Here is a 23123-nt window from a genome sequence, read left to right on the forward strand (position 1 = left end):
GGCGTGTTGATCATGCTCCCGCCGCCGCCGATGCCGGCGTTGTTGAAGAGCAGGTGCACGTGGTCGGTCTCGTGCTGCTCGCCCGTATGGTCGCGGAAGGCCAGGGTCTCCTTCTCCTGGGCCACGTCGGCCACGAAGGTGGTGATCTTCACCCCCTGGACGGCGGTCTTCTCGGCGATGCGGACGGTCTCCAGCATGTCCGCCTCGCGGATGTCGCACATGGCGACGCTGCAGCCCTCAGAGGTCAGGGCCTGCACCAGGGCCCGGCCAATGCCGCTGCCGCCGCCGGTCACCACCGCGATCTTGCCGCTGAAGTCCTTCATGCCCGTCCTCCTCTGGATCCCGGTCTGCGCCGGGCCGTGTTGATGTCAGCCGCCGCGCTCGGCCCGGTGCTGGTCGGCCACCCCCTTGAGGAGGGCCTGGGTCTCGGGCTGCTGCATGAGGTCGGCGAAGAGCCGGCCCTCGAGCTTCAGCATGTCCATGGTCACCGGCGAGACCGCCTCGCGCACCAGGCGCTTGATGTGGGCCACCGCCCGCGCCGGCCGGCCGGCGATCTCCCGGGCGATGACGAGGGCCCGGTCGAGGGCCGTCTCGGGGCTGTCCGCGGGGACCACCTCCTGGAAGACCCCCAGCTGCAGCATCTCCTGGGCCGAGACCAGGCGCGGCCGCAGCATCATCTCCAGGGCGCGGCCCCGGCCGACGATGGCGGTCAGCCTCTGGGTGCCGCCGCCGCCGGGCAGGATGCCCACCGACACCTCCGGCAGTCCAAAGCGGAAGGGGCCGTCCTTGGCCACCCGGATGTCCGCCGCCAGGGCGAACTCCAGCCCGCCCCCCGCCGCCGAGCCGTTGAGGGCGCAGATGAAGGGTTTGGGCAGGTGCTCCAGCTCGTAGAGGATCTCGGCCATGGGCCGGTCCCAGCCTCCACCCCCGCCCCGGGTGGTCTCGTCCAGCTCCTCCACCGAGAAGTGCCGGATGAAGTAGGCGGAGTCCGAGCCCGTGAAGACGATGGCGCGCACCTCGTCGGAGCGCAGCTCCGGCATCATCCGGTTGAGCTCGTTCATCGTCGCCGGCGTCATCACCTGCAGCGGTGGGTTGCCGAAGGTGATGACGGCGATCCCGTCGCGCAGGTCGAGGGAAAGCTGGCCCATGCCGGCCTCAGCTGACCTCGAGGCCCGGCAGGTCGCCGGAAGCCCGCCAGTCAGCGAGGATCCGGAAGTACTCGATCGGACCGCCGCCATAGGTGGTGTTCTGGGCGTTGGCCAGGTAGGGCTTGCCCTCGTTGTTGTAGTATCCGGGGGTGCAGGCCTCGAGATAGGCTTGGTTGTTGCGGGCCTTCTCAATGATGGTCGCCACCCAGTCGGACTCGGCCTGCTCGGAGGGCTCGGCCGCCCGGCCCTGCCGGGCCTTCACCTGGTCTATGACATAGCTGGCGTGGGTCGCCTGCTCGCGCAGGTTGTGCGGGTAGTTGGCGGTGAATCCCCCCTGGGTCGAGCCGAGGAAGAAGAGGTTGGGGAAGCCCCGGACCATCAGGCCGTGCAGGCTGCGAACCCCGTTCGCCCAGGCCTGGCTGAGGGGCTGGCCCTCGCGGCCATGGATGTCGTAGCCATAGCGGCGGCTGAAGCTGGTGCCGACCTCGAAGCCCGTGGAGAAGATCAGGCAGTCGATCTCGTAGGCGACGCCGTCCACCACCACCGCGTTCTCGGTGATCCGCTCGACGCCCTTGCCGTGGGTGTCCACCAGCTTGACGCTCGGCCGGTTGAAGGCCTGCAGATATTCGTCGTGGAAGCACGGCCGCTTGCAGAACTGGCGGTACCAGGGCTTCAGGGCCTCGGCCGTGGCCGGGTCCTTGACCACCGCCTCGGCCCGCGCGCGGATGCGCTCCATGGTGGCGAAGTCGGCGATCTCCATCAGCTCGGCCAGCTTCTCGGGCGACAGGCCGGCGGCGCCCTCCTTGCGGGCGATGAAGATCAGCTCGCGGAAAGCCTCGGTCCAGCCGTCATTGACCAGGTCCTCCTCGGCGTAGCCGCCGCTGACCAGCAGGTTGAAGTTGTCCATCCGGTGGTTCTGCCAGCCGGGTGGCAGGGAGCGGACCCAGTCGGCGTCGATGGGCTGGTCATTGCGGACGTTCACCGCCGAGGGGGTGCGCTGGAAGACGTAGAGCTGGCCCGCGCCCTCGGCCAGGTGAGGCACGCACTGCACGGCGGTGGCGCCGGTGCCGATGATGCCGATCCGCTTGTCGCCGATCCGGTCCAGCCCGCCCAGGACCGACCCGCCAGTGTACTCATAGTCCCAGCGGCTGGTGTGGAAGGCGTGGCCCTTGAAGGTCTCGATGCCGGGGATGCCCGGCAGCTTGGGCTTGTTCAGGGGGCCGTTGGACATGACCACGAAGCGGGCGCGCATGGCGTCGCCGTGGTTGGTCGAGATGATCCAGCGCTGGGCCGCCTCGTCCCAGGACAGGTCCTTGACCGAGGTCTGGAAGCAGGCGTCCTCGTACAGGTTGAAGTGCCGGGCGATGCGGCGCGAATGCTCGAAGATCTCGGGCGCCTTGGTGTAGCGCATCTCGGGGATGAAGCCGGTCTCCTCCAGCAGGGGCAGGTAGACCAGGCTCTCGATGTCGCAGGCCGCACCGGGATAGCGGTTCCAGTACCAGGTGCCGCCGAAGTCGCCGGCCGCCTCGATCATGCGCAGGGACTTCACCCCGGCCTCGCGCAGGCGGGCGCCGGCCAGCAGGCCGCCGAAGCCGCCGCCGATCACCACCACCTCGACCTCGTCGGTCAGGGGCGCGCGTTTGATGGGGGCCTCGATGTAGGGGTCGTCGCCGAAGTCGGCGAACCGGCCGGCGATCTGCAGGTACTGCTCGTTTCCGTCCGGCCGGATGCGCTTGTCGCGCTCGGCGCGGTAGCGATCGCGCAGGGCGTCCGGATCAAAGGGCGCCTCTTCCCGCGTGAGCACCTTTCCACCGCTGGCCACGTCGCCCATGTCTGGTCTCCCTGTCGCAGGTATTGCCCCTGCGTAAGTCTGTTTTGATACTGCGGTATGAAGCGTCTCACCGCCTCCGGCGGGGGTCAAGCACCACGCTTCCGACCGTCTGCGGAGGATACGGCGTTGACGCCACCCCGCCGCGGGCCTGAAACTGAACGCAGGGTATCTGCATCGACCGCCGCGCGCGGACCGCCGCCCGTCACCCGTCTTTCACTGAGAGGATTTCCCATGGCCGCCATCGACACCGGAACCCAGGACCTGCTCGCCGACATCGACTCCGGCGTCCTGACCCTCACCCTCAACAGGCCCGAGGCCCGCAACGCCATGAGCGGGGCGATGACGGCGGCCCTCGCCGACCAGCTGGCCAAGGCCGAGCTGGACCCGGCGGTGAAGGTCGTGGTGCTGACCGGGGCCGGCAAGGGCTTCTGCGCCGGCGGCGACGTCAAGGGCATGGACGAAAGCAACCAGGGCGGCGGCGGCGCCTCGACCATCGACCAGGCCATCCACCGGCAGAGGGTCAACCAGAGGGCCACGGCCGGGCGCCTCTTCAAGATGCCCAAGCCCACCCTGGCCGCCCTGCCCGGCCCGGCGGCCGGCGCGGGCCTGTCCCTGGCCCTGGCCTGCGACATGCGGATCATGGCCTCGAGCGCCATCCTGACCACGGCCTTCGCCCGGGTCGGCTTCTCGGGGGACTATGGCGGCACCTACTTCCTGACCCAGCTGGTGGGCTCGGCCAAGGCGCGGGAGCTCTATTACCTGTCCGAGCGGGTCAGCGCCGACGAGGCCCTTCGCCTGGGCCTGGCCAACTGGGTGGTCGCCCCCGAGGAGCTGGCGGCCAGGGCCCGGGAGATCGCCCTGCGCCTGGCCGGCGGGCCGACCGTCGCCTACCGCTACATGAAGGAAAACCTCAACCGGGCCATGGCCGGCGAGGTGGACGACTGCCTGGACCTGGAGGCCACCCACCACGTCCACTGCGGCCAGACGGACGACCACAAGGAAGCGGCCCGGGCCTTCGTGGAGAAGCGCGAGCCGGTCTTCACTGGGCGCTGAGCCGGCGGCTCAGCGGCCGGAGACGCAGAAGTCGCCCTCGTTGGCGTAGCCGAAGGGGCAGCTTCCGCCCTGCCGCGGAATGGCGAGCCGGGCGGAGGCCTCCGCCACGCAATAGGCCCCCTCGCTGCGATAGTTCGAGGGACAGGAGCCCGACGGGCCCTTGAGCAGGGCGAAGCGCGCGCCGGATCCCGGGGTGCAGTACCGGGAATCGCTGGCGTAGCCGAAGGGGCAGCTTCCCTTCTGCGGCAGGGGCCCCGGCGCCGGGACGGGCGCGGCGACGGCCGCAGCCGCCGCCAGGACCAGCCCCAGGGCCGCGCCCGCGACGAGGGCCGCCGGCCGCTTCACGAGGTGCCCACGGCGCCGCCGTCGCTGGCGATGACCTGGCCGACCACGTACTCGCCCGCCCGCGAGGACAGGAAGATGGCCAGGCCGGCGATGTCCTCAGGGGTCCCGACGCGGCCCGAGGGGTTGCCCCGCCCGACGCTGTCCCAGTCGGCGTTCTCGGTCTCGCCGCCGAAGCCCACGCCGGTGGACAGCATCCAGGTCGGATAGGGACCGGGGGCGATGGCGTTGCAGAGGATCTTCTCCTTGGTCAGGTGCGCGGCCAGGAAGCGGGTCAGGTGGTGCACGGCGGCCTTGGAGGCGCCGTAGGAGAAGGTGTCGAAGGCCGCCGACTTCAGGCCGTCGATGGAGCCGATGTTGATCACCCGGGCGGGGGCGCCCTCGGCGGCGGCCTTGCGCAGCAGGGGCAGGAGCTTCTGGGTCAGGAAGAAGACGCCCTTGACGTTCGTGTCCATCACCTTGTCCCAGCCCACCTCGGGGAAGGACTCGATGGGGGCGCCCCAGGCGGCGCCAGCGTTGTTCACCAGGATGTCGAGCCTCGACTCCTTTTCCGCCAGCCGGGCGGCGAGGGACTCAATGCCGCTCATCTGGGACAGGTCGGCCGGCAGGGAGATGCAGGTCCCGCCATAGGTCGCGGCCAGTCGCTCAGCGGTGGCGTCGCAGACATCGGCCTTGCGCGAGGAGATGTAGACCTTGGCGCCCGCCGCCAGGAAGCCCGCGGCGATCATCTCGCCAATGCCGCGCGAGCCGCCGGTGACCAGGGCGACCTTGCCCCGGATGGAAAAGATGTCGTCGAAGCCGGTGGTCATGCGCGTCTCCCTGTTGCGCTCCGGGATACCCCCGGGTGAAATCTCCCGCGCCCGGGCTTGCCCGCCGGGGATATTGGTCCTTCCCGAAAGCCGTATAGGATGAGGGGAGACGAGACAATCCGCGCCCCGGCCCATACCGGGGACTGAAAACCAGGAGAGGACCCAGGACATGAGCTTCGACACCCCGCTGGTCATCCAGGGTCCCCTGCGGTCGCCGCGCCAGATGCTGGCCGACCAGGAGTATGGCGGCCACGCCTCCATCCACGATGACGCCATGGCCGAGAAGCTGGGCTTCCGGGCGGGCCCCATCGAGGGTCCGACCCACTTCAGCCTCTTCCCGCCCCTGCTGCAGCAGATCTGGGGGCAGGCCTGGTTCGAGCGGGGCTGCATCTCGTCGCACTACCTGAACATGGTGGTGGAGGGCGAGGAGGTCCGCGCTTTCGCCGAGGTCCCCGCCGCCGGCGCGACCTCCACCCGCGTCTGGGCCGAGAAGGCCGACGGCACGCCGGTGCTGGAGGCCTCGGCCAGCCTGGGGCCCGACCACGGCCAGACCCTGCTGGAAGGCCGCATGGCCGCCCTGCGCCCGCCCGGCCGGCTGGTGATCCTGGAGGACCTGCACGTGGGCCTGAAGGGCGCCGCCGAGGAGCGGGTGCGCATGGACCCGGACCAGCACATGGGCGCCCTCTACCCCTTCAGCCTGAACGACAAGCTGAAGGTCATCACCGAGACCTCGCCCTGGTATTCCGACGCGGCGGCTTCGCCCTGGGGTCGGCCCATCATCCCCTTCGAGATGATCAGCGTCCTGGCGGAATACTCCTCCCATACCGCCCGCTTCCCGGTGAAGGGCCCCGCCGTAGGCCTGTTCGCCGACCAGGAGATCCGGCTGATCAAGGGCCCCCTCTTCGTCGGCGAGGACTATGTCATCCGCCGGGAGATCGCCGCCCTCGCCCAGAGCAAGCGCACGGAATCCTACTGGGTGCGGACCCGCATCTTCGACGGCACAGGGACCGAGCAGGTGGCCGAGATGCTGCTCAACCACGCCACTCTTAAGCACTCCTACGCCGACTACCCGCCGGAACTGCTGGCGTGAGCCACGCCCCGGACGCCTGGCTCGACCGGCCGGTCCTCCCCGACGCGCAGTCCGCGCCGGATGCGCCGGCGGGATCGCCCACACGCACAACAGGGCCATCGAAACCAGCCTGCGCGCCGCCACAGAGGCCGTCTGGTTCGCGCCGCAGGTCTCCCCCCTGCAATTCAGGCGAAATTGTGATGGCGGCCGTGCGAAGGACAGTGCAAGGTGGGCTAGTGCGCAGAGACTGGGAGAAACAACCGGTTTGCAGCACAAAGGGAGGAAGTGAGATGAAGAGTACGTATCTGTGCGGCGCGTCCGCAGTCGCGGTGGCGCTGGGCCTGCTGGGCGCCGGAGTAGCACAGGCCCAGGATTCCCGGTCCAATACGGTCGAAGAAGTGGTGGTCACCGGCTCGTTCATCGCCGGCACCCCGGAGGACGCCGCCCTTCCGGTGGACGTCCTGTCCCAGGAAGAGCTGAAGGCGCAGGGCGCGCCCACCGTCGTTCAGCTGGTCAAGACGATCACAGCGTCCCAGTCCTCCTTGGGGGAGTCCAACCGCTACAACGGCGGCGCCGGTACGGCGACGATCAACCTCCGCGGCTTCGGCGCGGCGCGGACCCTGACCCTGATGAACGGCCGGCGGCTGGCGGAAAGCCCCGCGGCGGCCTTCCAGGGCGGCGGCGCCAACCTCAACTTCATTCCCACGGCCGCCGTGGGCCGGATCGAGATCCTGAAGGACGGCGCGGCCGCGACCTACGGCTCCGACGCCATCGGCGGGGTGGTCAACTTCATCACGCGCCGGGACCTCGACGGCTTCGAGGTCGACGGGGAGTACGCCCTGATCGACGGCTCGGACGGCGACTACAGCGCCAATGTGGCCTGGGGCCAGAGGTTCGACAACGGCAACATCCTCCTGACCGCAGGATACCGGCACCGGTCCCGTCTGGACATCAAGGAGCGCGACTGGGCCCTCAGGTCCTTTGACTTCGCCGGTTACGCCGGCGCGGGCGGCTTCACGGGCGCCTCCAACCCCGGCTTCTTCGGCGTGGCCGGCGTGGCCGGCACCACCTTCCGCGACAACGGGTGCGCCGAGCTTGGCGGGACCCTGACCAACAACGTCACCTTCCCCAACCCGCTGAACGGCACGCTGGGACAGGGCGCCACGGCCACCATCGCCGTGCCCGTCAGCGCGCAGAGCCCCGCCACCGCGGGCTCCAACTGCCGGTTCCAGTTCTCCAACTTCAACGACCTGGTGAACGAGGAGGATCACTATCAGCTCTATGGCGAGGTGAACTTCGAACTGTCGGACACCATGTCGTTCCACGGCGAAGTGGCGTGGACGAAGAACGACATCCCGATGCAGCGGATCTCGCCGTCCAACCTGACGGCCCAGTATCCGTCCCCGGTCAGCGTCGGCGGCACCTCCTTCTCTCCGGCGACGCCGATCGGCCCCAACCTTTCGGTGCCCTTCAACGTGCCGGCCAACCATCCGGGCCTCGTCGCCCTGCTCAGCGAGTGCCGGGCGCCCCTGACAGCGGCCCAGTGCGCCGCCATCAGCGCCGGCGCCAATTCGGCCAACCCGGCCTATCCGGGCCAGGGGATCACCCGCGGGCTGGACATCTCCCAGCTGGGCTGGCGGGCCGTGGCCTTCGCCGGCCATCCCCTGTTCTCGGACGGGGCGGATCACCAATCGATCGTCAATGACGGCTTCCGGATTTCCGGCGGCCTGAAGGGCACGCTCTTCGACTCCATCACGTACGACACCGCCGTCACCTTCATGGAGCAGAAGAACTCCTCCTACACCACGGACATCCTGGTGGAGCGCCTGCAGCTGGCCCTGAGGGGTTACGGCAGCCGGGTGAACAACAACGACGCCTGCACCGCGGCCGAGACCAACAACTTCACCACCAACGCCGGGAACGCAGCCCTGGGCTGCTTCTACTTCAATCCCTTCACCAACGGCGTGGCCCGCAGCGCGGTGAATGGCGCCGCCAATCCCTTCTTCAACTCTGCGGTCGCCAACAACCCCAACGTGGTGGGCTGGCTGTATGGTCCCTACAACAACGTCCTGACCAACCGGCTGCTGGTCCTGGACGCGGTCTTCTCCGGGTCGACCGGTTTCGAGCTGCCCGGCGGCGGGGTCGACTGGGCGGCCGGCGTCCAGTACCGCTACAACCAGGAAGTGCGGAACTACGGCGCCTTCTTCAATTCCGACGAAAACCCCTGCCCGGACCGGCCGGCCTGCGCGGACGAGACCGGCCCGCTGCAGTTCTTCGGATCCAACACCAACCGCGACGACGACGCCAACGTGCAGGCGGTCTTCGCGGAGGTCCAGGCGCCGGTGACCGACGCGCTGAACCTGAACTTCGCCATCCGGCACGAGGCCTATCAGGGCAATGTCGGCTCGACGACCAACCCCAAGCTGACGGCCAGGTGGCAGGCGATGGACTGGCTGGCCCTTCGCGGATCGGTCTCCACCACCTTCCGTGCGCCCGGTCCCGGCCTTCTCCGCAACCAGTGCAACAATGGTGTGCGGATCCTCGGCGGCGGTTACCGGGCTTTCCAAAGCTGCGGCAATCCGGACCTGAAGCCTGAAAAGGCCGACACCTTCAACATCGGGGCGATCTTCGAGGTCGGAGCCCTGACCGCGACGGTCGACTACTTCAACTTCAAGTTCAAGGAAGAGCTGACAGAAGAAAGCGGCGGGCGGCTCTTCGCCACCATGTTCCCCGGCGGCTCGAACGTGAACTGCGGAAATCCCGCCTTCGCGGCCCTGCAGGCGCGCTTCACCTTCGCCGGGACCTGCGGCGCCGGCAATGTGGCGAGGCTGAAGAGCTTCGTGGTCAACGGGCCCGGCACCGAGACCTCAGGCCTCGAGATGCGCGCCCAGTATGACTGGGACGGCTGGTTCGACGGCGCCTGGTCAGCCGGCGTCGAGGCCACCTACCTGCTCGAGTACAAGCGCGGCGCGGTGAAGCTGAAGGAAGCCCCGATCGAGATCGCGCCGGGCGAAGACCGGGCCGGTCTCAGCGACCTGGTGAACGACTTCTTCTCCTATCCGAAGATTAAGGGGAACGCCTATGTCGCCTACGTCACCGGGCCGGTCTCGGTCCGCTGGCAGCTACGGTATGCGGAGGGGACCTCGCCCGCCTTCGGTTCGCCCCTCTTCATCACCACGCCCAACCCGGCCGCCACCACGGCTACGGGCTGCACCACCACCTCCTGCGCGGGCCGCGACCTGAAGCCGGTCGGCAAGTCCGACGACTTCTGGCAGCACGATGTGGTTCTACGCTGGGAGGCCCCCTGGGACACTGTCCTGACGGCGAGCCTGCAGAACGTGTTCGACTCCGATCCGCCCTACGCGCCGAGCCAGTATAACTACGACTACACCCAGGGGAATCCCCTGGGCCGGACCATCGAAGTGGGCTTCACCAAGAAGTTCTGATCCGGATCCATCTTCCCGGCCCGGATGCGCCGCCCCTGGAGACGGGGGCGGCGTCTTCGTTTCCGACCTAGAGGCCACTCTGCGAGACTGGCGCCCGGCGACGCCCGGCGCCCAAGCCTCGAGCGGCGCGCGCGCCCTGCCGCGTAGCCGCTTAGCTGGATTTGATTGGACTCACACGCGCAGAGCGTCTCGAATTGTTGCAAAAATATCATAGCGAAGTGCCGCGCATCGAGGCAGAATTGAGGAGTGTAGCGCGAAACTCGGGCAATCAAGCCCAAGACGCAGGGAAAGGAACACACGATGAAGGGTCGGTACTTGTACGGCGCGTCGGCCGTCGCGGTTGCAGTGGGCCTGATGGCGGCGGGCGCCGCACAGGCGCAGGGCTCCGGTCCGGCGACCGTTGAGGAGGTCGTGGTCACCGGCTCCTTCATCGCCGGCACCCCGGAGGACGCCGCCCTTCCGGTGGATGTGCTCACCGCCTCCGATCTCGAGAAGGTCGGCGCGCCCACCATCAAGGACCTGATCAAGACGCTCGGCGTGTCCAGCGGGACCGACGGGGAGACCAACCAGTTCTCGTCCAACGGTCTGGAAGGCCTGAGCAATATCAACCTTCGCGGCCTCGGCCCGGCGCGGACACTCGTGCTGCTGAACGGCCGACGGATGGTTTCGGCGCCCTACGGCATCGCCGAAAGCGCACAGACCTTCGTCGACACCAACCTCATTCCTGGCGCCGCCATCGGCCGCATCGAGATTCTGAAGGACGGCGCGGCCGCCTTGTACGGCTCCGACGCAATCGCCGGTGTGGTCAACTTCATCACCAACCGGAACCTTTCCGGCCTCGCCGTCAGCGGAGACTACTCGACCTACAAGGGCTCCGACGGCGAATGGAACGCTTCGGTCGCCTATGGCTGGCAGGGCGAGAACACGAGCTGGGTGACGACCATCGGCTACAACTTCCGCTCAGAAACGAGCTTCAACGACGTCGATGTCGCCAGGGTCTCGTTCGCGGAAAACCCGCAGTCGGGCTACTCGGCCACCGGCAATCCGGGCCGAATCCTGAACGCAACACCGGTCGGCGCCTCGGCGCCGGGTACGATCAACATCATCGATCCTGGCTGCACCAATGTCGGCGGCACGATCGCCAACGGCGCGTGCCAATTCCGCTTCATTCCCTTCGACAACCTCGTCGAGAAGGAAGTGCGGTACCAGATCTTCTCCGAAGTCAACCATCGGTTCGACAACGGAATAGAAGCGCATGCCGAGGTCCTGTACGCCAACACCGACGTGCCAGAGTGGAAGACTTCACCGTCCTACCCGCCCCAGCGACCCGTCATCGTGGTGCCGACGACGCATCCCGGCTTCCAGTCCCTGCTGGCGCAGTTCCCCTCGCTCACCACGGCGAACCCATGGCTCGCCACGGCGCCGGCGGTGCTCTGGACGGGCCGTCCGTTCGGCTGGGGCGGATTCCCCGGCAATGGCGGCGGCGCACAAGTCGGCAGCCGCTCATATGAAGCCTACCGCGTCTCGGGCGGCCTGAAGGGCGAGTTCTCGAATGGTTGGGGCTGGGACGTCGCGCTTACGCACATGCAGGACGTGGGCGATCGCTCGACCAACGACACCTTCGTCGACCGCTTCAACCGCGCGCTGGGCGGCCTGGGCGGCCCGAACTGCACCGGCACGACGCCGGGTGCGAATGGCTGCCTGTTCTACAATCCGTTCTCGACGGCGATCCAGCAGGGCGCCTTCTCGTCGACGCCCAACCCGAACTATGTCGCGTCGACGGCGAACACGGCTGCGCTCGCCAATTGGCTTGTCGGCGCTTCGGCGACGCGGGCGACCACCAAGGTCACCGTATTCGATGCGGTCATGAATGGCGAAACCGGCATCGAGCTCGGCGGCGGCAACATCGCATTCGCGGTTGGCGCGCAATACCGGGTCGACGCTTACAAGCTTGATCCGAACGACAACGCCGATTTCACCAAGAACCCGTGCCCTGTTCCCGGCCAAACGACGTGCACGTCGCGCACCGGCGTGTTCGGGTTCCTCGGGCCCAACAACCCGGTCGACCTCGACCGCAACGTGTGGGGCGTCTTCACCGAGTTGAACCTTCCGTTCTCGGAGCAATTTGAGGCCCAGTTCGCCCTTCGCCATGAGGATTATGGCGGCCAAACGGGCGCGACCACCAACCCGAAGCTGTCGGTACGCTTCGCGCCGATGGAGGATCTCGTCCTGCGCGCCTCGGCGGGCACGACCTTCCGCGGCCCCTCGCTCAACCAACTCGGCGGCCAGTTCACGACGCTCGCGTTCGTGGCCCAGGCGGGCGCGTTCAAGGCGATCGATACTTTCGGTAATCCGGGTCTCGATCCGGAAACGGCGACGACCTTCAACGTCGGCGCCGTCTTCACGCCGGGTGACTTCAAGGGCTCGATCGATTTCTGGAGCTTCGATTTCAAGGATCCGATCATCGTCGAGCCCTTCGGCCCGCTCTTGGCCAACGTGCTGGCGGCCCCGACCACCTCTCCGTTCGCGAACCGCGTGACGTTCTCGGGAACACCGCCGACGGCGGCGACATTCGAGCGCATCCGCGTCAACATCGCCAACGGTCCGGACTTGAAGACCAGCGGTATCGACGCGACCGCAGAGTACATGATCCCGGACGTGTTCAACGGCGCGACCGTGACGGTTGGCGGCGAACTGAGCTACACCCTTGAGTACAAGGTGAACGCTCTCGTGATCAGCAACGTGCAGATCGCCCCATCCTTCGACGCGGTCGGCCGCTTCAACCGGACGGTGGGCTACATCCGCCCGATGCCGCAATGGAGGGCCAACGGCTTCATCGAATACTCCCGCGACAAGCACAATCTGCGCTGGGTCGCCCGCTACATCACCGACTACAAGGATGAGCGCGGCGATCTTCCGACTGCAACGGCTGGCAACATCTTCCTTGCGGCGCCGGCGCTGGATCGGGGGCGGACCATCGACTCCAGCCTGCAGCAGGACCTCCACTATCGGTGGAAGGGCGACAATGACCTGACAATTACCGCCTCGGTCATTGACCTGTTCGACGAGGGCGCCCCGTTTGCCCGCTTCGAGACGAACTTCGACCCCTATACGGGTCGCGCGTTCGGGCGCACGTTCAAGGTCGGCGTCTCAAAGAAGTTCGGCGGCTTCTAGGTCGATCCGAAGACGGAAAAGCGAGAGGAGCGGCGTTCTGCGCCGCTCCTTTTTCTTTCCTCGCTACGGATTGAAGTTGGGCTTCAGGCCCAACGGTGGCCAGAGTGCTTTCACGAGCTTTCCCGCGCCCGAAGGCGTGACACAGGAGTCGCGCATGTCGGCCCCGCCGAAAGCGATCTTGGTGACGAGCACGCCCTGGAACGGCATGTGCTCGAAGGCGCCGGACGGTGACCTCCCCGGTGTTCATCATTCCCGAAAATGAGCCCGCCCAAGCCTGGATCGCGATGAGCAACGATCCGTTCATCGGCAACCCGCTGGGCCCGACCTTCAAGATCGACGTACGCGAGAAGTTCTGATCGCCTCACCCGAGGCTTCAGGCGCTCCGCCGCCCCGGAAACGGGGGGCAGCGTCTTGCTTTCGGCGGCACGGCGACCCGGTGAAATGTGCGCAGACTCGGCCGAGCGCCCATGCCGTCGAAGGAGCCACCTCCCGACCGCCTCCGGGGCGTGAGGATTCGGATGATTGCAATTTGAGTCCCTGGGTGTCCCGATTTGTGGCGAAAATGTAGTGGCATCAGCCATTTCTTAGCGGCAGAATGCCACGATAGCGCCAGCAACGGGCAATAAGGCCGAAGGCGCAGGGAGAGGAAACGCAAGATGAAGGGTCGTTATTTTACAGGTGCTTCGGCCGTCGCCGTCGCCGCCGGTCTTTTATCAGCAGGCGCCGCACAGGCGCAGGACGCGAGGCCCAATACTGTCGATGAAGTGGTCGTCACCGGCTCCTTCATCCAGGGCACGCCCAAGGACACCGCCATCCCGGTGGCGGTTCTGAACCAGGAAGATCTCGAGAAGCGGGGCTCACCCTCGGTTCTGGAAATCATCAAGTCGCTTCCGATCTCCGGTCCGGTGCTGGGGGACTCGAACCAGTTCTCGACGGCCTCCCAGGGCCGGAACGGCGGCGGCACCATCAACATCCGCGGTCTCGGGGCCCAGCGGACCCTGGTGCTGCTCAACGGCAAACGTTTTGCAGGCTACACCGCCGATACCAACCTCCTGCCGGAAATGGCCATCGGCCGGGTCGAGGTGCTGAAGGACGGCGCGGCGGCGACCTACGGCTCGGACGCCATCGGCGGCGTGGCCAACTTCATCACGCGCAAGAACTTCAGCGGCCTGGAAGTGTCGGGTGACTATCGCTACGTGCCCGGCTCCGACGGCGGCGACTACAACGCCAGCCTGATCTACGGTTGGGTGGGCGACACCTCCAACCTCATGATCAGCCTGGGCTACAAGCACCGCGGCGAGCTCTCCAACACCGAGCGCGACTGGACAATCCAGCCCTACGCCACCAACCCCTCGGGATGGTCCGTCCTGGGTCAGCCCGGCGCCTGGACGATCCGCTCCGGCGCCAATGGCGGCGGCTCGACCATCGGCTTTGCGGTTGACGCCAACTGCGCCGCCGTCGGCGGCACCCCCGGCTTCACCGGTACGACGCCGACCTGCTACTTCTCCTTCATCCCCTTCGACAACCTGGTCGAGGAGCAGGACCAGTACCAGCTCTTCGCCGAGTTCAATGCGGATGTCGGCGAATCCTCCAAGTTCCATGTGGAGGCCCTCTACACCCAGACGTCCCAGCCGGACTATCGGTTCTCGCCAGGCTTTCCGCCGACCTCCGGGCCCAACGGTCCGGGTTCGGTCAACGTCTACAGCGTCTCCGCCGCCAACCCCGGCTTCAACACCTTCCTGACCCAGACCGGCAACAGCGCCCTGATCGGCACGGCGCAGAGCGCTCTGGCCACCCTCTGGCGTCCGCTCGGCAACGGCGGCAACAACACCACCGGCGGTCTTGGCGGCCAGAGCGGCAGCCGGAAGTACGAGCAGGTCCGGATGGTCGCCGAGCTGTCCGGAGACACCGGCTTCTATGACGTCGGTTACAACATCTCCACGACCTACATCCGCGAGATGGAGGACCAACAGACCACCGACATCCTGATCGACCGTCTCCAGCGGTCCCTGAATGGCCTCGGGGGACCGGGCTGCACGGGCTCAACCCCGGGCGCCAATGGCTGCCAGTTCTTCAACCCCTTCTCCAACGCCTATCCGGGTAACCCGGCCCTGGGCCTGACCAATCCCGGCTTCGTGTCGACCAACGCCAACCCCAGATCCCTGGTGGCCTGGCTGCTCGAACGCACGAAGACCCGGGCCCAGCAGGACACCTTCGTCGTCGACGCGGTGCTGAACGGCCAGCTTACCGTCCTGACCCTGCCGGGCGGTGACATCGGCTGGGCTGCAGGGGCCCAGTACAGAAAGGTGACTTTCCTCCAGCAGGCCGACAGCCCTTTCCAGAACTCCCAGATCACCCCCTGCCCGGTGGTGGGCGTCACCAACTGCGCCTTCCCGACCGGTCCCTTCATCTTCCTCGGCCAGAACAGGAACCTGCGGCTGGAGCAGAGCGTCTACGCCCTCTTCGGCGAGCTGAACCTGCCGATCACGGACACCCTCAACGCCCAGGTGGCCCTGCGCTTCGAGGACTATGGCGGCCAGACCGGTTCCACCACCAACCCGCAGCTGCGGGTCAAGTGGCAGGCGATGGAGTGGCTGGCCCTGCGCGGCTCGATCGGCACCTCCTTCCGGGGTCCGACCTCCGCCAACGTGGCGCCCACCGGCGTCACGGGCCTTTCCGGGATCGCGGCGTCGGGCAACAACTTCAAGTCGGTGGACTTCTTCGGCAATCCGGCCACCCAGGCCGAGACTGCAACCACCTACTCCATCGGCGCCATCGTCCAGACGGACGCCCTGACCGCCACCCTGGACTACTGGTCCTATGACCTGCGGGACCAGATCGTCGTGGTTCCGGCCAACGTCATCGCCACGGCGGTGGCGGGGATCGGGAACGGCAGCCAGCTGGTCAACTGCGCCAGCCCGGTCCGTAACCTGATCACCTTCGGCAATGGCAACGCCTGCATCCAGGGCGTGACGGTCGGCAACGACATTGCGCGCATCCGGTCCGACACCACCAACGGTCCGGCGATCACGACCACCGGCGTCGACCTGGATGTCGATTACCGCTTCGACGACGTCTTCGGCGGCGAGGTGCACGTGGGCGGCAATATCAGCTACGTGCTCACCTTCGAGCAGGCGGCCTTCCAGTTCGGAGGCGTGACGGTCTCGCCGGCCTATGACGCCGTCGGCTTCACGAACTACAACCGCCTGCCCGGCACCATCCCGGAATGGCGCGGCCAGTTCTACGCCGACTACAATCGCGACATCCATAATGTCCGGTGGACCATGAACTATGTGGATGGCGCGACCGATGACCGCGGTCCGACCACCGTGCAGACCGGGTCTTCGACCAACTGCAACGTGGCCAACGCCAGGGCCGGCACGGCGACCAACTGCAAGCTGATCACCTTCGGCCTGACGCAGGACGCCTTCATCAGCCATGATCTGACCTACAGGCTGTCGCTGCCGGACGACCTGACGGTGACCGCCTCGGTGCTCAACGCCCTGGACACCGAGCCGCCCCGGGCGCGGATCGAGCTGAGCTACGATCCCTTCATCGGCAACCCGCTGGGCCGGACCTTCAAGGTCGGCGTCCGCAAGAAGTTCTGATCCCCCCAACCGAGGGTTCGGAAGCGCCGCTCCCCGGAAACGGGGGGCGGCGTTTTCTTCTGCGCGGAAAGCGTGGCCCCGGGGCCCTGGCCCGCTGCATGATCGGCCTGCGCGAGACCCGGTTCTCGAGCCACAACGCCTTCATCAAGTGGCGCGGAAAGTAAGGTTACGGCCCGAACCTGGGCCTGCACGCCGACCCGGGCGCCTCGCCCCAGCCCTGGGGCCGCACGGCGCTGGCCGCCAACGCCAACTGGACTCTGACCGACTACACCCTCGAGGCCGGCCCCCTGGCCTTCGTCCGGGGCTCACTCATCATGTTCCACGGCGCCACGTGGCGCGGGGCCTTCCCGCGCACCGCCCCCGGCACGCGGAGGGGATGACCGCGCGTTGACACCTTCCCGGGGCGGCCTCAGGATACCGCCTCATCAAAAAGGCCGGAACCACATCCGGCGGCCAGGGCAGGGAGGCCGACATGGCGGACGGTGAAATCCAGATGAAGGCGAAGTTCCACGCCATGATCGACGGCACGGCCGAGGACTGGGCGGCCATCGGCCAGGCCGGAGCGCCCTTCAACCGGGAATTTCCCAACCGGTTGATCGCCCACCTGAAGATGCTCGAGGAAGACGCCGGCGGGTTTGCCGTGACGCGCCTCGAACACTCCCTCCAGACGGCCTCGCGCGCCTATCGCGACGGCCGGGACGAGGAATACGTGGTCTGCGCCTTGCTCCACGACGTCGGCGATATCCTGGCGCCGTCCAACCACGCCGAGCTGGGGGCCATCATCCTGAAGCCCTACATCTCCGAGCAGAACTACTGGATGATGGACAAGCACGGGATCTTCCAGGGCTATTACTTCTTCCATCACCTGGGCCTCGACCGCGACATGCGCGACGAACACCGCGGTCATCCCTGGTTCGAGTACACCGCCCAGTTCTGCCACCTCTACGACCAGAACAGCTTCGACCCGGGGTATGAGTCCATGCCCCTGTCGGCCTTCGAGCCCATGATCCACCGCGTGACGGCCCAGCCGAAGCGTTCGATCTACCGCCGCAAGGAAGGCTGAGGGAGCGGGGCCCTCATGGCCCCGGAGCTGGCCGGCATGGCCTATCAGGACATCCTCTACGAGGTGGAGGCGGGGGTGGCGACGGTCACCCTCAACCGCCCCGATCGTCTGAACGCCTGGCGCGGCGTGATGGAAGCCGAGCTCCGGCAGGCCATGCGCGAGGCCTCGGACGATCCTGCCGTCAAGGTCATCGTCCTGACCGGCGCCGGGCGCGGCTTCTGCGCCGGAGCGGACATGGACGTCCTGCAGGGCGCCGTTTCCGCGGGGGGAACGGGCGGCGGGGCGCCCGACGCCTTCGATCCCGCCTCGCGCCCGGACTTTCGCCTGCAGTACGCCTACTTCCCGGCCGTGCCGAAGCCGATCCTGGGGGCCATCAACGGGGCCTGCGCGGGGCTGGGAATGGTCATGGCCCTCTACACGGACATCCGCTTCGCGGCGGACGGGGCGGTCTTCACGACAGCCTTCTCCCGGCGCGGACTGATCGCCGAGCACGGGATGTCCTGGCTGCTGCCGCGGATCGTCGGCATGGCCAACGCCGCGGACCTGCTCTACTCCGCCCGCCGGGTGGACGCCGCCGAGGCCCTGCGCATCGGCCTGGTCAACCGGCTCTTCCCGGCCGCCAGCTTCCGCGACGAGGTCACCGCCTACGCCCGGATGCTGGCCAGCGAGGTCTCGCCCCGTTCGCTGGCGGTGATGAAGCGCGAGCTCTGGAACAGTCCCTTCCAGACCCTGGCCGAGGCGACCGTAGACGCCAATGCCGACATGGCTGCGAGCCTGAAGTCCGAGGACTTCAGAGAGGGCGTCGCCCACTTCCTCGAGAAGCGACCGGCGAGGTTCACGGGGCGTTGATACCTTCGGGTCCCAGTCGGGGAGTGCGTTCAGGTGGGGCGTGAGGCGGCGAAGCCGGCGGACGGCACAGCTGTACTGGCCGTTTACCTGCGGCCGGAGGGCCGGAGGCTTTCGGCCCTGGCTCTGTTCCTGGTGGCGGGGACAGCCGTTCAGCTGGCCTCGCCCCTGATCATCCGGAGCTTCATCGACACCGCGGCGCAGGGTGGCGCGGAGGCGCCCCTGGAGCAGCTGTGGATGCTGGCCGGGCTGTTCATCGCCGTCACCATCCTGGCCCAGCTCCTGCAGATCGGCTCCACCTACTTCAGCGAACAACTGGGCTGGTCGGCGACCAACCGCATGCGGCAGGACCTGGCCGACCACGCCCTGCGGCTGGACATGGCCTTTCACAACGCCCGTTCGCCCGGGGAGCTGATCGAGCGGGTGGACGGCGACGTAGCCGCCCTGGCGGCCTTCTTCTCCCAGTTCATCCTGCAGATCATCGGCGGCGCCCTGCTGCTGGCCGGCATCCTCATCGTGCTCTACCTGCAGGACTGGCGCATCGGGGCCCTGCTGACCGGTTTCGCCGTGGTGGCGGGTCTCGTCCTTCACGCCATCCGGCGGATTGCAGGCGGGCGGTGGGAGAGGCTTCGCGAGGCCTGGTCGGCCTTTTCGGGCTTTCTCGAGGAGAGGCTCGCCGGTCTGGACGACGTTCGGGCCAATGGCGGCGGGCCCCATGTCATGCGGCGCATGGCGGAGGTGAACAAGGAGCTGCTGGTCGCCAACGTGGCGGCCGCCCGGCGCGGACACTGGATCTTCCTGACCGCCAGCGGGCTCTTCTCCATCGGCTTCGGACTCGCCCTGGCGCTGGGTGTCTGGCTGTTCCAGCGTGGCGAAGCGACCATCGGCACTGTCTTCATGTTCATGCAGTACGCCGGGATGATGTCCCTGCCGATCATGCTGATCGGCCAGCAACTGCAGCAGTTCCAGGCCGCGTCGGCCAGCCTCAACAGGATCCGCGACCTGCGCGCCTTCCAGCCCGCCCTGACGGACGGCCCCGACGCGGGCTGGCGCGACCGGCGCACCGACGCCCCCGCCGTGGGATTCGAACAGCTCAGCTTCGCCTACCGCGAGGACACCCCGGTCATTCGCAACCTGGACCTGCATGTCCCCGCCGGAGAGGTGATCGGCCTCCTCGGCCGGACCGGCAGCGGCAAGACGACCCTGACCCGCCTGCTTTTCCGGCTCTATGACCCACAGGAAGGGGCCGTAACCCTGGACGGCGTGGATATACGTCAGGCCCGGCTCGCCGAGTTGCGCGGCCGGATCGGCCTGGTCACCCAGGAGGTCCAGCTCTTCGACGCCAGCATCCGGGACAACGCCACCCTCTTCGATCCCGACGTGCCGGACTCCCGGATCTCCGAGGTGCTGAACGATCTGGGACTTGGCGACTGGCTGGCCCGTCAGCCGGAGGGTCTGGGAACGGTGCTTCGCGCCGGCGGCGGCCTGTCGGCGGGGGAAGCCCAGCTCCTGGCCTTCGCCCGGGTCTTTCTGAAGGACCCCGGCCTCGTCGTGCTGGACGAGGCCTCCTCGCGGCTTGACCCCGCCACCGACCAGCTCATTGAGCGGGCCCTGGACAGGCTGCTGGGAACCGACGGGTCCGGACGCCGGCGCACCGCCATCATCATCGCCCACAAGCTCTCCACCGTGCAGAGGGCCGACCGGATCGCGATCCTCGATCAGGGCCGCCTGGTGGAGACTGGCCGTCGCACGGACCTGGAGGCCGACCCGGAGTCCGCCTACGCCCGCCTGCTGCGCACGGGCCTTGCGGAGGTCATGGGGTGAGCGAGGTCGACCGCGCCCGGACCGACCCCGAAACCGGGGACATCCCGCCGCCCCTGCCGGCGCCGGACCAGACCGCCTTCCGCCAGGCCGTGCGGATCGCCGCGGCCCGTCCCTGGCTGTTCGGCGTCAGCATGGCGCTCTATGCGGGCTTCTACGCCCTGCCGCTCCTGTCCGGCATCGTCCAGCGGGCGATCTTCGACAACCTGTCCGGCCATGCCCAGGCGGGGTTCAACGTCTGGACCCTGGTGGGGCTCTGGTTCGCCGCCCAGCTGTCGCCCCTCTTCGTGTCCTACTTCACGCCCTGGGCCTTCGTGACCTTCACCTCGGCCTCGCGGCTGATGATCCGGACCAACATGATGGGCTGGATCATGTTTGCGAAGGGACCGAGGGTCTCGCCGGGCACCTCAGGCGAGGCGCTCAGCCGGTTCCGCGACGATGTGGCCGAGGTGATCGCCTTCATGGAGGGCTGGGCCGAGACCTTTGGCCAGGCGGTCTTTGCGGTGCTCGCCCTGATCATCATGTGGCGGATCAACACGCCGGTCACCCTGGCCATCATCGCGCCGATGATCCTGATGGTGTTCATCACCCAGAAGATCACCGCCGGCATCCACCGCTATTCCCGGGTGGCGCGGGAGGCGGAGGCCAAGGTCACCTCCTTCGTCGGCGAGACCTTCACCGCCGTACAGGCCGTTCGGGTGGCGGGGGCTGAAGATCGCGTGCTGGGCCGGCTGGCGCACCTCAACGAGACCCGCCGGCGGACGGCGGTCCGGCACCGCATCTACGTCACCCTGCTGGACACCTTCGGGGCGGGGACCTCGAGCCTCGCCCTCGGCCTGATCCTCCTGCTGGCCGCCAGCGCGATGAAGGCGGGGGAGTTCTCGGTAGGCGACTTCACCCTCTTCGCGGCCTATGTCGGCGCAGCCACCTCCGCGCCGCGCTGGCTGGGGCGCCTGCTCGCGCGCAAGCGCACTGCGGACGTGGCCCTGATGCGGATCGAGAGGCTGCTCGGCGACGCCCCCCGGGAGCGGATTTCCGAGGCTCGTCCGCAGGGGCCCGAGCCCACAGGCCGCCATGATCCGCTGCAGACCCTGGAGGTCCGCGGGCTGACGTGCCGGCACGGCGGGGCCGGAAACGGGGTGGAGGATATCAGCTTCACCCTTCGCCGCGGCACGGTGACCATCGTCACCGGCCGCGTGGGCGCAGGCAAGACCACCCTGCTCCGCGGTGTGCTGGGGCTGCTCCCGGCCCAGGCCGGGGAGGTGTTCTGGAACGGCGCGCGGGTCGAGGACCCCGCGACCTTCCTGACGCCGCCGCGCTGCGCCTATACCGGCCAGACCCCCCGGCTCTTCACCGAGACCCTGCGGGAAAACATCGCCATGGGCCTCGATCTGACCCCTGCGGACTTCGACCGCGCCATCCATCTGGCCGTCATGGAGGACGATGTCGCCCGCCTCGCAGAGGGGCTGGACACCCGGGTCGGCACCCGGGGCGTCACCCTCTCCGGCGGGCAGGTCCAGCGGTCTGCGGCGGCCCGCATGTTCGCCCGCAGGCCGGATCTCCTGGTCTTCGACGACGCCTCCAGCGCCCTCGACGTGCGCACCGAGCACGCCTTCTGGACCCGGCTCTTCGAGCAGAAGGACGAGCGCCCCACCTGCCTTGCGGTGTCTCACCGGCTGGAGGCCTTCAGGCGAGCGGACCAGATCCTCGTCGTCGAAGCGGGACGCATCGCGGCCCAGGGCGACCTCCAGACCCTCCTCGGGACGAGCCCGCTGTTCCAGGAGATCTGGAACGAAACCCTGCGAGCCCACGCCCACGGAGACGAGGCGATTGACGCGCCGGCCTGAACGCCTTCGCCGCCTGCGCCCTTGCCCTGCCCCTTCCGGCGCCGCAAAGTTTCCATACGCAGAATTCAAAACACCGGAGGCGACCCCGTGAAGACCCGCATCACCGAACTGTTCGGCATCGAGCACCCCATCGTGCAGGGAGGCATGCACTTCGTCGGCCTCGCCGAGATGGCCGCCGCCGTCTCCAACGCCGGGGGGCTGGGCATCATCACCGGCCTGACCCAGCGCACGCCGGACGACCTGGGCAAGGAGATCCGCCGCTGCCGGGAGATGACCGACAAGCCCTTCGGCGTGAACCTGACCTTCCTGCCGTCGATCAATCCGCCGGACTATCCGGGCTACATCCGGGCGATCATCGAAAACGATGTGAAGATCGTTGAGACTGCTGGCAACAACCCCCAGAAGTACATGGCCGACCTGAAGGCGGCGGGGGTCAAGGTGATCCACAAGTGCACCTCGGTCCGCCACTCCCTGAAGGCCGAGGCCGTGGGCTGCGACGCCATCAGCGTCGACGGCTTCGAGTGCGGCGGCCATCCCGGCGAGGATGACGTGCCGAACTTCATCCTCCTGCCCCGGGCGGCCGAGGAGCTGAAGATCCCCTTCGTCGCCTCCGGCGGCGTGGCCAACGGCAAGCAGCTGGCGGCGGCCCTGGCCCTCGGCGCCGAGGGCATCAACATGGGCACCCGCTTCATCGCCACGAAGGAGGCCCCGGTCCACGCCAACGTCAAGCAGGCCATCGTGGACGCCTCCGAGCTGGACACCCGCCTGGTCATGCGCCCCCTGCGCAACACCGAGCGCGTGCTGAACAACGCCGCCGTCCAGCGCCTGCTCGAGAAGGAAAAGGCTCTGGGCCCCAACCTGAAGTTCGAGGACATCATCCATGAGGTGGGCGGGGTCTATCCGCGGATCATGCAGGATGGCGACATGGACGCCGGCGCCTGGTCCTGCGGCATGGTGGTGGGCCTGATCCACGACATCCCGACCTGCAAGGAGCTCATCGAGGGCATCGTCGCCGAAGCCGAGGAGATCATCCGCGGCCGTCTCGCGCGCTTCGCCTGATCCGACC

The 23123-nt window shown here is 67.8% G+C and carries 16 protein-coding genes; 11 read left to right on the forward strand and 5 right to left on the reverse strand.

The window, feature by feature from the left end; genetic code table 11:
- The 3 genes from INE98_RS12150 to INE98_RS12160 form a co-directional block, all read right to left on the reverse strand.
- Positions 1–323: SDR family NAD(P)-dependent oxidoreductase (locus tag INE98_RS12150; RefSeq protein ID WP_293539191.1), on the reverse strand; the 323-nt coding region annotated here is incomplete at its 3' end.
- A 45-nt stretch (positions 324–368) separates the two neighbouring features.
- Complete coding sequence (locus INE98_RS12155) at positions 369–1148, reverse strand: enoyl-CoA hydratase/isomerase family protein (protein WP_293539192.1); 780 nt, start codon at positions 1146–1148, stop codon at positions 369–371.
- Positions 1149–1155: 7 nt separating this feature from the next.
- The gene (locus tag INE98_RS12160) at positions 1156–2979 is read right to left on the reverse strand and encodes an NAD(P)/FAD-dependent oxidoreductase (protein WP_293539193.1); all 1824 of its coding nucleotides are present in this window, start codon (positions 2977–2979) and stop codon (positions 1156–1158) included.
- A 231-nt stretch (positions 2980–3210) separates the two neighbouring features.
- On the opposite strand from INE98_RS12160, the gene INE98_RS12165 reads away from it, so the two are divergent.
- Positions 3211–4032, forward strand: a complete 822-nt coding sequence (locus INE98_RS12165; protein WP_293539194.1) for an enoyl-CoA hydratase — start codon at positions 3211–3213, stop codon at positions 4030–4032.
- Between the two features lie 9 nt (positions 4033–4041).
- On the opposite strand, the gene INE98_RS12170 is transcribed toward INE98_RS12165, so the two are convergent.
- Positions 4042–4377, reverse strand: coding sequence for a hypothetical protein (locus INE98_RS12170; protein WP_293539195.1), 336 nt, complete (start codon positions 4375–4377; stop codon positions 4042–4044).
- The gene (locus tag INE98_RS12175) at positions 4374–5183 is read right to left on the reverse strand and encodes an SDR family oxidoreductase (RefSeq protein ID WP_293539196.1); all 810 of its coding nucleotides are present in this window, start codon (positions 5181–5183) and stop codon (positions 4374–4376) included. The genes INE98_RS12170 and INE98_RS12175 overlap by 4 nt, the downstream gene beginning before the upstream one ends.
- A 169-nt stretch (positions 5184–5352) precedes the next feature.
- Here INE98_RS12175 and INE98_RS12180 point away from each other — a divergent pair, with 169 nt between their 5' ends.
- From INE98_RS12180 to INE98_RS12225, 10 genes are all read left to right on the forward strand, one after another.
- The gene (locus INE98_RS12180) at positions 5353–6273 is read left to right on the forward strand and encodes a hypothetical protein (RefSeq protein ID WP_293539197.1); all 921 of its coding nucleotides are present in this window, start codon (positions 5353–5355) and stop codon (positions 6271–6273) included.
- A 269-nt stretch (positions 6274–6542) separates the two neighbouring features.
- Positions 6543–9698 (forward strand): TonB-dependent receptor, encoded by a 3156-nt coding sequence (locus INE98_RS12185; protein ID WP_293539198.1) that lies wholly within the window; start codon positions 6543–6545, stop codon positions 9696–9698.
- A 300-nt stretch (positions 9699–9998) separates the two neighbouring features.
- Entirely contained in the window at positions 9999–12872 is a 2874-nt protein-coding gene (locus tag INE98_RS12190) for a TonB-dependent siderophore receptor (protein WP_293539199.1), read from the forward strand.
- Positions 12873–13099: 227 nt separating this feature from the next.
- Positions 13100–13228 carry a hypothetical protein gene (locus tag INE98_RS12195; RefSeq protein ID WP_293539200.1) on the forward strand — a complete coding sequence of 43 codons (129 nt, stop codon included), beginning with the start codon at positions 13100–13102 and terminating at the stop codon, positions 13226–13228.
- 300 nt (positions 13229–13528) lie between these two features.
- Complete coding sequence (locus tag INE98_RS12200; protein ID WP_293539201.1) at positions 13529–16480, forward strand: TonB-dependent receptor; 2952 nt, start codon at positions 13529–13531, stop codon at positions 16478–16480.
- A 472-nt stretch (positions 16481–16952) separates the two neighbouring features.
- Positions 16953–17543, forward strand: coding sequence for an HD domain-containing protein (locus INE98_RS12205; RefSeq protein ID WP_293539202.1), 591 nt, complete (start codon positions 16953–16955; stop codon positions 17541–17543).
- A gap of 15 nt (positions 17544–17558) precedes the next feature.
- Positions 17559–18392, forward strand: a complete 834-nt coding sequence (locus INE98_RS12210; protein ID WP_293539203.1) for an enoyl-CoA hydratase — start codon at positions 17559–17561, stop codon at positions 18390–18392.
- A gap of 33 nt (positions 18393–18425) precedes the next feature.
- Positions 18426–20213, forward strand: a complete 1788-nt coding sequence (locus INE98_RS12215) for an ABC transporter ATP-binding protein (protein ID WP_293539204.1) — start codon at positions 18426–18428, stop codon at positions 20211–20213.
- Positions 20210–22057 (forward strand): ABC transporter ATP-binding protein, encoded by a 1848-nt coding sequence (locus tag INE98_RS12220; protein ID WP_293539205.1) that lies wholly within the window; start codon positions 20210–20212, stop codon positions 22055–22057. Before INE98_RS12215 ends, INE98_RS12220 begins: the two co-directional genes overlap by 4 nt.
- 87 nt (positions 22058–22144) lie before the next feature.
- Positions 22145–23116, forward strand: coding sequence for a nitronate monooxygenase family protein (locus INE98_RS12225; RefSeq protein WP_293539206.1), 972 nt, complete (start codon positions 22145–22147; stop codon positions 23114–23116).
- Positions 23117–23123: the final 7 nt, after the last annotated feature.

The sequence above is a fragment of the Phenylobacterium sp. genome (genome assembly GCF_020253645.1).
Taxonomy (GTDB): Bacteria; Pseudomonadota; Alphaproteobacteria; order Caulobacterales; family Caulobacteraceae; genus Phenylobacterium.

What these genes read in the sequence shown, in the direction of transcription:
- INE98_RS12155 (WP_293539192.1), bottom strand. Translation starts at nt 1,148, where the DNA reads ATGGGCCAGCTTTCCCTCGACCTGCGCGACGGGATCGCCGTCATCACC.
- INE98_RS12160 (WP_293539193.1), bottom strand. Translation starts at nt 2,979, where the DNA reads ATGGGCGACGTGGCCAGCGGTGGAAAGGTGCTCACGCGGGAAGAGGCG.
- INE98_RS12165 (WP_293539194.1), top strand. Translation starts at nt 3,211, where the DNA reads ATGGCCGCCATCGACACCGGAACCCAGGACCTGCTCGCCGACATCGAC.
- INE98_RS12175 (WP_293539196.1), bottom strand. Translation starts at nt 5,183, where the DNA reads ATGACCACCGGCTTCGACGACATCTTTTCCATCCGGGGCAAGGTCGCC.
- INE98_RS12180 (WP_293539197.1), top strand. Translation starts at nt 5,353, where the DNA reads ATGAGCTTCGACACCCCGCTGGTCATCCAGGGTCCCCTGCGGTCGCCG.
- INE98_RS12185 (WP_293539198.1), top strand. Translation starts at nt 6,543, where the DNA reads ATGAAGAGTACGTATCTGTGCGGCGCGTCCGCAGTCGCGGTGGCGCTG.
- INE98_RS12190 (WP_293539199.1), top strand. Translation starts at nt 9,999, where the DNA reads ATGAAGGGTCGGTACTTGTACGGCGCGTCGGCCGTCGCGGTTGCAGTG.
- INE98_RS12200 (WP_293539201.1), top strand. Translation starts at nt 13,529, where the DNA reads ATGAAGGGTCGTTATTTTACAGGTGCTTCGGCCGTCGCCGTCGCCGCC.
- INE98_RS12205 (WP_293539202.1), top strand. Translation starts at nt 16,953, where the DNA reads ATGGCGGACGGTGAAATCCAGATGAAGGCGAAGTTCCACGCCATGATC.
- INE98_RS12210 (WP_293539203.1), top strand. Translation starts at nt 17,559, where the DNA reads ATGGCCCCGGAGCTGGCCGGCATGGCCTATCAGGACATCCTCTACGAG.